The organism is Sphingobacterium sp. B29 (genome assembly GCF_001952815.1).
Lineage (GTDB): Bacteria > Bacteroidota > Bacteroidia > Sphingobacteriales > Sphingobacteriaceae > Sphingobacterium > Sphingobacterium siyangense.
On the sequence record NZ_CP019158.1, the window covers coordinates 3,938,576 to 3,951,034 of the forward strand.

Here is a 12,459-nt window from a genome sequence, read left to right on the forward strand (position 1 = left end):
ATTATTCGTTAATGAGTGATTTAAGTTTTCCATTTGCTTTGATCAGCTGAACTTCAGCAATTTTATAATCCAGCAAGGAAGTGTTTAAATTATTTTGTGCATCTGCATAAGCGTTTTCTGCATCCAAAAGATCAGTCAATGTCGCTAGACCATTTTTATAGTTGTTGTTTGTATCTTCCAATACCGATTTCGCCAAATCCACATTTTTGCGATTCGACTCGATCGTCAACAAGGAGTTTTTGATCTGAACCTTTGAATTCTCTGCTGCCATACTTAAGGCCAGTTTCGTATCAGCAATATCCACCTGTAACTTATCAATATCAATTTGCGCCTGACGAACTTTCGAACGTGTCAGGAATCCGTTGAAAATAGGAACGGTCAGATTAAGTCCGATACCCGAAAAGCCGGACCAATTTACACCTTCAGCTTTAGAAAATATTGGGAAAACAGGTCCCAAACCCTGTCTTCCATAGTTGGCAGTCAACGACAGCGTCGGATAATATTTGGAGATCTCTGCTTTTTTATTTAATTCAAGCAATTCATTTTGTTTTGCCAACACCTGAATCTCCGTCCTGTCAGAAACGTCTAGCGGATTATATACAGCATCTAAGGCAACGGTCTCAAAGGTGGAGCTCGGCATGGAAATCTGCTCCGACATGGACATGCCAATCACAAATTTCAACGCATTTTCCTTTAGCTCAACAGCATTTATCAGCTGTTGTCTAGAGGCTTTTAAATTCGTCACGGCAACGTTTGTACGGTCCAAATCAATCTTCTTGGCTAACCCATTTTTAAACAACCCCTCGATAACATCCCTTGTTTTTGTTGTGCTCTCCAAGTTGTTATCTACAGTTTTCAATTGCAATTTGGACTGATAAACATCATAATAACTATTTGCCACTTTCTCAATCAACTGCTCATCTGTTAAAGTCTTGTTGACTACATAAAATTCGCGTGTAGTTTTAGCAGCCTTCAATCCAGTAAATACCGTTTGATTAAACAGCTGTTGGTTTAAACTTATTGAATTTGTGGATTGCCATTTTTGTCCAAAAGCTGCCATCACGGTTGTCCCTGGCTGACCAACAAGCTCTCCTGGTAAAGCAACTTTTTGGATCATTGGATTGTAGGTAATTCCACCATTAAAATTCACTTGTGGCAATGCGCCTGATTTAACTTCCGCGATTTTATGTTCGGCATTTATGACATCGAGTCCTGCCTTTTTCGCATCAGCTTTGTTCTGCAAAGCAAATTTAATCGCATCACTTAAGCTCAATTGTTGCTGTGCATGACTCTGGAAAACCATCGTACCTAATAAAAGGCTGGCTAGTATTCTGATTGTTTTCATTCCTAATTTATTTGTCCTAATTTTATATCTACTTTTTATTTATACCATTAAAAAACAGCTTGGTAGCCAGCCTTTGTTTCTGCAATACTTCATCAAACCGATCCTGATTTGGAATCCCCGAAATGATATCGGAAATATTGCACATCAAGGATAAGCTTTTCATCAATTCCACATAGATTTCGGCTGTTTCATAGAGATGCTCCCCATCGATTTCACCTTTTTCGGCACCGATCTGAAGGATCTCAAACAAGGCTTTCACATCGCGGTCGTGGAGACATTGAAAAAAATCCTGCATGGAAAGTCCCTTGATCCATTCCAGATTTTCGTTCATGTGCAGCATATAGTATTTCCGGACGAATGCATCGCGCAGTTCCAGTATTTTCATGATCAGCTCGTAAGTGGTGCCCACGTGCACCGCCACCATCTTCTCCTCCTCTTCCCTATATTCATCTGTCAAACGCACAATCACATCCCGTATAAGTGCATTCTTTTCCGAATAATAGTAGTACAAATTCGCTTTGGTAATTTTTATATCCTCCGCAATTTCATTCATCGTAGTCTTACTAAAACCGTAATGCATAAAGCGTCTTATCGCCGCATGAATGATTTGATCTTTTCTATCTTCCATTCTTCAAAAAACTCCTTTCTACTTTCTGACTTTTATCAAAAATTGTTCAAAAATATAAAAAGTAACATCTTGGGCAAAATAAATTTTGAAATTGTAATAATTTTGATATTAACCTGACAACAAAAAAGGCAAACTCTCGAGTTTGCCTTTTATTATACGAACAGATCTGTTAGAATGCGACCGTGTTCTGAAAATGTTTTAAGAATTTTCGTTTATCCAGTTTATAGAGCCGTGCTGCGCGATAGGCAACTCCAGTCTGCACTTCGTCGAGCTCTTTTAGAAAGCCATAATTTTGCATTTTCTTTCTAAAATTGCGTTTATCGAGTGGTTTATTCAAGATCCCCTCATACACCAGCTGTAACTGTGTGAGGGTAAATTTTTCGGGCAGCAACTCAAAAGCAATCGGCTTATAAGCAAGACGCCGCTGCAATCGCTCCAGACAGAGGTCCAAAATCTGCTTATGGTCAAATGCCAGTTCAGGTACATTCCGAACGGGAAACCATTTCGCCTGCTTCATATAGTTTGTAACAGGTTTGGTTTTCAATTTGGTATTGTCCAGCTGCACGAGGGCGTAATAGGCCACCGTCAGAATGCGCCCCTTTGGATGCCGTTTTAATCCGGCAAAGGAATGCAGTTGATCCATAAATACATCTTTCAAACCTGTATTCTCATACAAAATTCGTTTTACGGCATCTTCCATCTCTTCGTCATTATCCACGAAAAAACCTGGCAATGCCCACCAATCCTTAAAAGGATATTCATTTCTTTCGGCCAAAAGAACTTTTAATTCTCCTTCGTGAAAGCCTAATATGACACAGTCAACGGTAAAATTACTATACAAAACTTCTAAATTTATTTATGTGCAATATACTGAGCTAAATTTAGCGGTTACTAATCATCGGGTTATCTGTAACAATTATACGCTTCCTAAACGTGATGCGCAAAAAAATATTGAAAAATTTATTCAAAGTGTAGAATATACACTATAAAAATCTTATATTCGTAAAACCTAAAATATAGCGTGTGATAAAAGAAATTAAAAAAATAGGTGTATTAACGTCGGGAGGTGATGCTCCTGGTATGAATGCCTGTATTCGTGCTGTTGTTCGAACAGCATTACATAAGGGATTGCAAGTAACGGGTATTTATCAAGGATACCAAGGTCTGATCGATGCAAATTTCATAGAAATGGATACGCGTTCGGTCAGCAATATTATACAACGTGGTGGTACGATATTAAAAACAGCGCGTTGCATGGAGTTCAAGACGCCGGAAGGCCGTCGAAAAGGCTATGACAATCTGATCGCTGCCGGTGTGGATGCATTGGTGGTTATTGGTGGTGACGGTACCTTTACAGGGGCTAATTTTTTCTCCAAAGAATTTGAGATACCTATTATAGGTATACCTGGTACAATAGATAATGACCTTTACGGTTCTGATTATACCATCGGTTATGATACGGCCAACAATACAGTCATTGAAGCTATTGATAAAATCAGAGATACTGCGGCGTCACATGAACGTCTTTTCTTTGTTGAAGTAATGGGCCGGGATTCAGGTTGTATTGCGTTGAATGCAGGTATTGCAGGCGGAGCCGAAGCAATCTTACTTCCAGAGAAAGAAACGGCCATTGACGATTTAATCCGTCATTTAGAAGACGGCGCCATTAAAAAGAAATCGTCATCTATTGTTATTGTTGCAGAGGGCGACCAAAATGGTGGTGCTTATTATGTCGCAAAAAAAGTAAAAGAAAAGTTTGATCATTACGACACGAAAGTTAGTATATTAGGGCATTTGCAACGAGGTGGTTCTCCAACGAGTTTCGACCGCGTGCTTGCGAGTAGATTGGGCTTTGCTGCTGTCAATGAATTATTGGCCGGAAACACACGAGTTACTGTTGGGCTTCGTGGTAATGAAATCAAGACAACTCCAATTGAAGAAGCAATCAGCAATAAGGAAATTAAACTTAGCCCTGATTTATTGGAAATGGCTGAGATTTTATAATCATAATTTGAACAGACATGATAGCAGTAGTATATAGTGGATCTCGATTTTCAGACTGGAGATTGGCCGACAAGGGGCGGATCACTACGGGGTTCCGCATGAACGGGATCAATCCTTATCTTCAAGATGAGCGCTCCATACTACAGCATTTGCATAAAAACACCAACCTGATCAACAACGCCGAAAAAATCAGACGGATCTATTTTTTCGGAGCGGGATCTTCGTCGAAGGAACGTAAAGATAAAATAAAAAACGTCCTCGAACGTTTTTTCGTCAATGCGCGCGTACGGGTTGATCATGATGTCATTGCTTCGGCAATTTCCACTTTCGGCGACGAAAGGGGAATTATTGGCATCATTGGGAGTGGATCAAATGCAGCTTATTATACAGGGAAAAAAATCATTGACAATAACTATGGTCTAGGTTATATTCTGGCCGATGAGGGGGCGACAAACTGGAATAGCCAGCAGCTGCTCAAACATTATATGACGGATACCTTACCTGTTGATCTGCGGGACAAACTGGAAAGAGAATTTAACATCGATAAGAAAACCATTTTGGAAAGGGTGTATATTTCCCCACAACCGACAAATTTTCTGAATTCATTTACCGACTTTGTCCTCGAAAATAAAGATCATCTATTCATTAGTCAATTGGTTAAAAATGGGCTTCGTACGTTTATAAAAACCTACATCAAGCCCTTAATGAAAGAATATCCGGACAGTGACGTAAACTTTACGGGTTCAGTAGCGTTTAATTATGAGCACTTGCTTCGGGAAGTTGCCACAGACGAATTTAATATCAGTATTGGTACTGTTGTAAAAGAACCGATACATAATTTAATTAAATATTATATCAATAAAAATTAAGAATATGAAAATTGGAATTAACGGATTTGGCCGTATTGGTCGTTTAGCATTTAGAGCGGCTATCAATCGTCCAGAAATTGAAATTGTTGGTATCAATGACTTAGTTGAACCAGATTATATGGCTTATATGTTGAAATATGATTCAACACATGGCAAATTTGACGGTTCTGTAGAAGTAAAAGACGGTAATTTGGTTGTTAACGGAAAAACTATCCGTGTTACAGCTGAGAAAGATCCGGCAAACTTGAAATGGAATGAAGTAGGTGCTGAAGTAATCATCGAATCTACAGGTTTCTTCTTGACTCAAGAGTTGGCTCAAAAACACATCGATGCAGGTGCTAAAAAAGTAGTGATGTCTGCTCCGGCGAAAGACGACACCCCTACTTTCGTAATGGGTGTAAACCACAAAGAATTGAAAGCTGATCAACACATCGTTTCAAACGCTTCATGTACTACAAACTGTTTAGCGCCTATCGCTAAAGTATTAAACGATAAATTTGGTATCGTTGAAGGTTTGATGACAACAGTACACGCGGTTACAGCAACACAAAAAACTGTAGACGGTCCTTCAGTAAAAGACTGGAGAGGTGGTCGCGGTGCATACCAAAATATCATCCCTTCATCTACAGGTGCTGCTAAAGCAGTAGGTTTGGTTCTTCCAGAATTGAAAGGTAAATTGACAGGTATGTCATTGCGCGTTCCTACAGCAGACGTTTCAGTTGTTGACTTAACAGTACGTTTGAACAGAGGTGCTTCATACGAAGAAATCAAAACTGCAATGAAAGAAGCTTCTGAAGGCGAATTGAAAGGTATCTTAGGTTATACTGAAGACGAAGTTGTTTCTTCAGATTTCTTAGGTGATGCACGTACATCAATCTTCGATGCAAAAGCAGGAATTTCATTGAATGATAACTTCGTTAAAGTTGTATCTTGGTATGACAACGAATGGGGATATTCAAACAAAATCGTTGACTTGGTATTAGAAGTTGGTAAATTGTCTTAATCAACTCGACCAATATCCTATAGAGGGGCTATTCGTGTAGAATAGCCCCTTATTTTTTTTCCTTAAAAATCAGCAGGTTGGCGTTTAAACGCAAAAAAAGCGCTTTTAGCTTTCGTAATTCAAATAATCCGTCTATATTTGCATCATCAATAAGGCAGACAGCTAAATTGAAAAGGTGCCATAGCTCAGTTGGTAGAGCAAAGGACTGAAAATCCTTGTGTCGCTGGTTCGAATCCAGCTGGCACCACCAAAAAGGAAGAACGCAAGGTTCTGACAGATTGAAAGAATAATAATTCCAATGCGAAAATAGCTCAGCTGGTAGAGCACAACCTTGCCAAGGTTGGGGTCGCGAGTTCGAATCTCGTTTTTCGCTCACCTGCCTAGGTGGTGGAACTGGTAGACACGCAGGACTTAAAATCCTGTTCCCGTTAAGGGAGTGCGGGTTCGATTCCCGCCCTAGGTACAAGAAGAGACGCCGAGTATCGGTTGTCTCTTTTTTTTTATACCAAAAAAAAACCTTTGCCCCAAATTTAATATTAGGCCATTTCGAGTTCGATTTGAGCGCAAGACTACGATTAATATCATCGTAACATAATTTTTGTTTCCAATTTGGCATTTTCGAAAAATTAATCGTAATATTGCAATAACATTATGGGACTTACTAAGACAGAAATATTCACAGAAGAGCAGAATCAGCTCGCCACAATGCTCAAAGCATTGGGCCATCCTGCCCGTATTGCGATCCTTCAATCCATCATCCGTGCAAATTCGTGTATCTGTGGTGATCTGGTTGAGGAACTAGGATTGGCACAGCCAACAATTTCCCAGCACCTTAAAGAATTGAAGAATGCAGGTATTATCCAGGGCACCATTGAGGGTGTACGGGTATGCTATTGCATTGAACCGAAAGCCTGGAAATTATTGAAAACAAACCTGGCAGCTTTCTTTGACTCTTATAAAGAGAACACAAACTGTTGCTAAAAAAATTTATATCAATTAATCGTTAAATTGCAATATAACATGAACAACACAGCATTTATCAACTGGGAAACGTTTAAAACGCAGCTCCAGCAAAACCCGAATCAAATTTTACAATTTGAATATGCAGCAGGTAAATGGGTAGATCCCTCCTACCATATCACAGAAATCAAACAGGCTCCGATCGTATCCGTCGATTGTGGTGGCGTAATGAACTCCTGGACTGAAATCATTGTTCAACTATGGGAACCAAGGGAAACAGAAGAAGGCCGTGCAATGCAGGCAAGTAAAGCGATGTCTATCGTTGATATCGTTGAAAAGAAATTACCGCTTAATCCCAATGCTATTGTAAAAATTGAATTCGGCAACTCGCAGTTCGATACACGTCAAATGTATCCGGGTAATTTTACCGTGTCCGGACAAGATTTAATCGTTAACCTTACTCCAGATTATACCCAGTGCAAAGCCATTAACCGCGGGGGAAGTTGTGGCACCACGTCAGCCGGAGAAGAATGCTGCTCCCCCGTTGCTAAAGCCGAACCCGTAAAGCTGGAAATGGTTAATCTGGCTGCTGATGGCCCCGTTTGTAAACCTGGTGGCGGCTGCTGCTAATCAAGACATTAAAAAATGGAAAAAATATTGGTACTCTGCACCGGCAACAGTTGCCGCAGCCAAATTGCAGAAGGATTTTTAAGACATTTCGCAGGTAGCCGAGCCGAGGTTTATAGCGCCGGCATAGAAACGCATGGCGTTAACCCTAAAGCCATTCAGGTTATGGCTGAAGCTGGCATTGATATCTCATCCCACACCTCTAATCATGTCAATGAGTATGCGGCAATAGACTTTGACTATGTAATTACGGTCTGTGATAATGCCAAAGAGAGTTGTCCATATTTTCCTTCAAGGGCTAAAAAACTACATTACAATTTCCCAGACCCGGCAAAAGCTACTGGGACGGAGGAAGAAGTTATGAATGAATTCAGAAGGGTACGTGATCTTATCAAAACATACAGTGCTGAATTTGTAGCGGAAAATCTCGATAAATAAACATACCCACTAACAAAAAAATATGTCAGCCAACAACTGCGCCCCAGCACATGAAAGGAAAAAATTGAGTTTCCTCGACCGATACCTTACCTTATGGATTTTCCTGGCGATGGCAATCGGAGTATCTATTGGATTCCTTTTCCCGTATTCGTCTGATTTTATCAATTCTTTCTCAAGCGGCACCACCAATATTCCACTTGCTATTGGCCTGATCCTGATGATGTATCCACCACTTGCCAAGGTGAAATATGAAAATATGGGCAACGTATTTAAGGACACAAAGATACTGGGGACTTCCCTACTCCTGAACTGGATCATAGGGCCTATTTTAATGTTTATCCTGGCTATTGTATTTCTGCGGGGCTACCCCGAATATATGATCGGTCTTATTCTTATCGGGCTAGCCCGCTGCATTGCAATGGTCGTTGTATGGAATGAGCTGGCAGAAGGAAACCGCGAGTATGCTGCTGGACTCATCGCCCTCAATAGCATTTTTCAGGTTTTATTGTACAGCGTCTATGCTTATATCTTTATCACCGTTCTACCCCCAGTATTTGGGATGAAAGGTCTTGATGTCAATATTTCGATCGGTCAGATTGCGGAAAGTGTCGGAATTTATTTGGGTATTCCCTTTGCAATGGGCATAATCAGCCGTTATGGCCTGATTAAGTTAAATGGAGAAGAATGGTTCCAAAGCAAATTTGTGCCGCTCATCTCTCCCTTCACCTTAATCGCGTTATTGTTTACAATTGTAGTCATGTTCAGCCTGAAAGGTGAACTGATCGTTCAGATTCCTATGGACGTTGTCAGAATTGCGATTCCTTTGGTGATCTATTTTGCCATTATGTTCCTGGTGAGCTTTTTTATCGGTAAACGAATGGGCGCAGATTATTCCAAAAATGCAGCCATTTCTTTTACAGCTTCCGGTAATAATTTTGAGTTGGCTATTGCTGTTGCTATTGGCGTCTTCGGCATCAACAGTGGCCAGGCATTTGCCGGTGTTATCGGTCCACTCGTGGAAGTGCCCGCATTGATTGCCTTGGTCAATGTAGCTTTTTGGTTAAGAAAGAAATATTACAAAGGCCAGGTGATATAGCCCAAGAAAATTATTTATTGCCAGAAAATTGATAAATTAGTTGATATGTTCCATTCAGCTCATTCTCGCAGGCACTGGCCTACACTCCTGCTGTCCGTACTCTTCTCCTTAAATGGCTTAGACCTCAGCGCACAGTTGTTTCATCAGGACAGCCTAAAATTAATAGCCCGACAGTTTGCCTTTACCGAAGGGCCGGCAGTGGACAAAGCCGGGGACATCTATTTTACCGACCAGCCCAATAACAAAATCTGGAAATATAGCACCAAAGGGCAACTTTCGCTTTTTAAAGATTCTGCAGGCCGCGCAAATGGATTGTACTTTAACCATCAGGGTCAGCTCCTTGCCTGTGCCGACGAAAAGAACGAGATCTGGTCAATCAGCAAAGATGGTCAGGTTACCGTCCTGCTGACCGCTATCGACGGAAAGAAACTGAATGGTCCAAATGATCTTTGGGCAGACAAGAAAGGTGGCATCTACTTTACAGACCCCTTTTATCTGCGCGATTATTGGACCCGGAAAAAGCCAGAAATAGCGGGGCAGAAAGTCTACTACCTTCCTCCAGGAAAAGCGAAAAAACCCATCGTAGTAGCTGATGATGTAAGCAAGCCGAACGGCATTGTCGGCTCGCCCGATGGAAGATACCTCTATGTCGCAGATATCGAACGGAATAAAACGTATAGGTACACCATTGAATCTGACGGCAAGCTCAGCGGACAGACAGCGCTTATCGATAAAGGTTCTGACGGGATGACATTGGACCATCAAGGAAATATTTACCTAACGGGCAAAGGCGTCTTTATTTATAGTCCGACCGGTCTATTGATCGGCCATATTGAAGTAAATGAACCATGGACATCCAATGTCTGTTTTGGAGGTAAAGATCGTACGGTTTTATTTATCACCGCTTCAGCAGCCATCTATAAGATCCCCATGCATACCCAGGGAGTGGATTAATACCAGCAAAAGAAAAAAACATGCACCCGATATTTCGTAACTTGCCATACACCGCAGCGTTTTAAAATGGACTGTTTCCAATGTTATTTTTTCAATTATCAGCACAGATGTCCCCTTTTGTAATGCTCGATCGTTTGATGGTAAATACTAAAATTTAAAAACGATGAAAGAATTTATGCTAATCTTCAGACTAAAGGCCGGCGCTGATTTCAAGCCTTCTCCAGCACAAATACAGGAGCGTATGAACTGGCTGGCCAGTATCGCTGCTCAGGAAAAATTGGTGGATAAGGGAAAAACACTTTTACCGACGATCGACAGTGGACGACATATATCCGCTGATAAAGTAGTTACCGACGGTCCCTTTACCGAATTAAAGGAATACGTCAGTGGCTTTATTGTAGTGCGGACCGAAAACATTGATGAAGCTGTAGAAATTGCCAAACAGAATCCAATATTTAAAATTGGCGGAAGTATTGAAGTGCGTGAGCTCCTAAAATCCTAATTCCGTTGGAAAAGCCTACATCAACAGCTGAGTTGATACCAGGTCTGTTTCGCGACCTATATTCCAAAATGACGGCTGTATTATGCCGTCATTTTGGATTGTCCGACATCCAGCTTGCGGAAGATATTGCCAGCGATACATTTTTAAAAGCTTCGGAAGTCTGGCCGATTACCGGCATCCCAGCAAACCCCCAAGCCTGGCTCTACACTGTCGCCAAAAACAAGGTAAAAGATTACTTTAAACATAAGGCTGTCTTTGAACTTAAAGTCAAAGACAATATCTTAAAGGAACTGAATGAAAAGACGCTGCCAGACGACATAGACCAACGTACCATTAGCGACAGCCAATTGGCGATGCTATTTGCCATCTGTGACCCGATAATACCCATAGCGGGGCAGATTAGTTTAGCATTGCAGATCTTATGCGGATTTAGTATCCTAGAGGTCGCCCAGGCGCTGCTCACAAATAAAGAAACCATAAAGAAGCGCATATTTAGAGCAAAAACAGCCTTAAGGGATAGCAAATTTGAACTAAAAGAATTATCAGATAGCCAAATAAGCGCTCGCCTAGCCGCAGTATTGAAAACGATATATCTTCTCTTCAACGAAGGATATTATGCTCAACATGAAAATCACATCATTCGAAAAGAACTATGCATGGAGGCCATACGATTAGCTCTCCTGTTGACAGCACATGAAACAACCAACCTGCCACAGACCAACGCTTTAATCGCGTTAATGTGTTACCAAAGCTCGCGGCTTGATGCCCGAATGGATAAGGATGGGGCAATCGTACTTTTTGAACAACAGGATGTGCAACAATGGGATAGCGATATGATCGATCAAGGTAATTTCTACATGGTACAGGCGACCGATACGCAGGAAACCTCCAAATACCATATCGAAGCAGCCATCGCTTATTGGCACACCGTGGTGGATAACCAATCGAAATGGGAATACATTTTAAAATTTTATAATCAGTTGATTCTGATCGAATACTCGCCCGTGACGGCACTCAACCGGGCATTTGCCTATGCCAAGGTGTATGGCACAGAAACAGGTATCGAGGAAACAAAAAAACTTAATCTCATTAAAATGTCCCATTATTTTGGATTATTGGGCTACCTCTATCGGGATCTTGACCAAGTCGAAGCAATTGACAACTATACTAAAGCGCTGAATTTAGCTTCTTCATTAACTGAACAGGATGTTTACCAAAAACAAATCCTTGCGCTCCAGTGATAATCGATACCAGATCCCAAGGCAAAAGTCTTGAGATCTGGGCTGAAAACAACGGTTTAGGTATCAGCTTTATTCCCTTGTGTTGACCTCAGTGGGGAAAGTCAGCCAATATCGCGTTGTAATCGGGTGAAAAATTAGGAAAAGCCGTACCCTCTATCCGATACGTCTGGATTTTCGTTATCCCAACATAGGTTCGGAAGACAGCAACTAGATAATCCGCTATGTAGTCTTGTACCGGCGATGAACTTTGCATTCCACCGGAAGCAATAGCCAAATAGACATCTTTATCCGCGATAAGTCCAACACGATTACCGGTGCCATCATATGTGTAGGTAACACCAAAACGAACCAGTTGATCGATCCATGCTTTAAGGTGAGCAGAAATGCCGAAATTATGCATTGGCGTACTGATGACGAGCATGTCTGCCGCATTAATTCGCTCAATTAAATCATTCGCATAGGCCAATGACTTAATCGAACAATAATTTGGCGTATCTACTGGAGTATAAAATCCCTGAACCATCTCATGGGTATACAAAGGTGGAGGTGTATCAACCAGATCCCATGTGGTCACGGAGATTGAGCCGTATTTTTTTCTGATACGATCGATAATTTCTTTGCCCAAATTTGTGCTATAGGAGCTGTCTGCTCTTGCACTTGATGTAATGTGTAAAATGGTCTTCATTCGTTTTAACTATTTTACGACTTAACGACCAAGAAAAACAAAAGGGGACACTCCATTCTCAGAAATAGCACCCAATCCGAACATCACTCTCGTTCCGATTACCCAAT

14 protein-coding genes and 3 tRNA genes are annotated in these 12,459 nt (G+C 41.1%); 13 read left to right on the forward strand and 4 right to left on the reverse strand.

Going from position 1 to position 12,459, the window contains the following annotated elements:
* Window position 1: 1 nt before the first annotated feature.
* From BV902_RS16705 to BV902_RS16715, 3 genes are all read right to left on the reverse strand, one after another.
* Window positions 2-1,345 carry a TolC family protein gene (locus tag BV902_RS16705; protein WP_075992904.1) on the reverse strand — a complete coding sequence of 448 codons (1,344 nt, stop codon included), beginning with the start codon at window positions 1,343-1,345 and terminating at the stop codon, window positions 2-4.
* Window positions 1,346-1,373: 28 nt separating this feature from the next.
* Window positions 1,374-1,973, reverse strand: coding sequence for a TetR/AcrR family transcriptional regulator (locus BV902_RS16710; RefSeq protein WP_075992905.1), 600 nt, complete (start codon window positions 1,971-1,973; stop codon window positions 1,374-1,376).
* A gap of 169 nt (window positions 1,974-2,142) precedes the next feature.
* Window positions 2,143-2,814 carry an NUDIX hydrolase gene (locus BV902_RS16715; RefSeq protein ID WP_075992906.1) on the reverse strand — a complete coding sequence of 224 codons (672 nt, stop codon included), beginning with the start codon at window positions 2,812-2,814 and terminating at the stop codon, window positions 2,143-2,145.
* Window positions 2,815-2,999: 185 nt separating this feature from the next.
* Between BV902_RS16715 and pfkA the strand changes: the two genes are divergently transcribed.
* The 13 genes from pfkA to BV902_RS16780 all read left to right on the forward strand — a co-directional run bounded on the left by pfkA (window position 3,000) and on the right by BV902_RS16780 (window position 11,667).
* Window positions 3,000-3,977, forward strand: a complete 978-nt coding sequence (gene pfkA / locus BV902_RS16720) for a 6-phosphofructokinase (RefSeq protein ID WP_075994837.1) — start codon at window positions 3,000-3,002, stop codon at window positions 3,975-3,977.
* Window positions 3,978-3,994: 17 nt separating this feature from the next.
* Window positions 3,995-4,846 carry a hypothetical protein gene (locus BV902_RS16725; protein ID WP_075992907.1) on the forward strand — a complete coding sequence of 284 codons (852 nt, stop codon included), beginning with the start codon at window positions 3,995-3,997 and terminating at the stop codon, window positions 4,844-4,846.
* Window positions 4,847-4,850: 4 nt separating this feature from the next.
* Window positions 4,851-5,849, forward strand: a complete 999-nt coding sequence (gap, locus tag BV902_RS16730; RefSeq protein ID WP_075992908.1) for a type I glyceraldehyde-3-phosphate dehydrogenase — start codon at window positions 4,851-4,853, stop codon at window positions 5,847-5,849.
* Between the two features lie 174 nt (window positions 5,850-6,023).
* A tRNA-Phe gene (locus tag BV902_RS16735) sits at window positions 6,024-6,099 on the forward strand.
* A 50-nt stretch (window positions 6,100-6,149) separates the two neighbouring features.
* Window positions 6,150-6,222: transfer RNA gene (locus BV902_RS16740), tRNA-Gly, on the forward strand.
* Between the two features lie 5 nt (window positions 6,223-6,227).
* Window positions 6,228-6,312: transfer RNA gene (locus BV902_RS16745), tRNA-Leu, on the forward strand.
* Between the two features lie 188 nt (window positions 6,313-6,500).
* The gene (locus tag BV902_RS16750; protein ID WP_075992909.1) at window positions 6,501-6,830 is read left to right on the forward strand and encodes an ArsR/SmtB family transcription factor; all 330 of its coding nucleotides are present in this window, start codon (window positions 6,501-6,503) and stop codon (window positions 6,828-6,830) included.
* Window positions 6,831-6,869: 39 nt separating this feature from the next.
* On the forward strand, window positions 6,870-7,439 hold the full coding sequence (locus BV902_RS16755) for a DUF6428 family protein (protein ID WP_075992910.1): 570 nt from the start codon (window positions 6,870-6,872) through the stop codon (window positions 7,437-7,439).
* A 15-nt stretch (window positions 7,440-7,454) separates the two neighbouring features.
* Window positions 7,455-7,874, forward strand: coding sequence for an arsenate reductase ArsC (locus BV902_RS16760; RefSeq protein ID WP_075992911.1), 420 nt, complete (start codon window positions 7,455-7,457; stop codon window positions 7,872-7,874).
* Between the two features lie 22 nt (window positions 7,875-7,896).
* Window positions 7,897-8,970, forward strand: coding sequence for an ACR3 family arsenite efflux transporter (arsB, locus tag BV902_RS16765; RefSeq protein WP_075992912.1), 1,074 nt, complete (start codon window positions 7,897-7,899; stop codon window positions 8,968-8,970).
* 45 nt (window positions 8,971-9,015) lie between these two features.
* Window positions 9,016-9,924 (forward strand): SMP-30/gluconolactonase/LRE family protein, encoded by a 909-nt coding sequence (locus BV902_RS16770; protein ID WP_075992913.1) that lies wholly within the window; start codon window positions 9,016-9,018, stop codon window positions 9,922-9,924.
* A gap of 163 nt (window positions 9,925-10,087) precedes the next feature.
* Window positions 10,088-10,426 (forward strand): YciI family protein, encoded by a 339-nt coding sequence (locus tag BV902_RS16775; RefSeq protein ID WP_075992914.1) that lies wholly within the window; start codon window positions 10,088-10,090, stop codon window positions 10,424-10,426.
* A 5-nt stretch (window positions 10,427-10,431) separates the two neighbouring features.
* Complete coding sequence (locus BV902_RS16780; protein ID WP_237241692.1) at window positions 10,432-11,667, forward strand: RNA polymerase sigma factor; 1,236 nt, start codon at window positions 10,432-10,434, stop codon at window positions 11,665-11,667.
* A gap of 88 nt (window positions 11,668-11,755) precedes the next feature.
* Here BV902_RS16780 and BV902_RS16785 read toward each other — a convergent pair whose 3' ends face one another.
* Window positions 11,756-12,352, reverse strand: a complete 597-nt coding sequence (locus BV902_RS16785) for an FMN-dependent NADH-azoreductase (RefSeq protein WP_075992915.1) — start codon at window positions 12,350-12,352, stop codon at window positions 11,756-11,758.
* Window positions 12,353-12,459 lie beyond the last annotated feature (107 nt).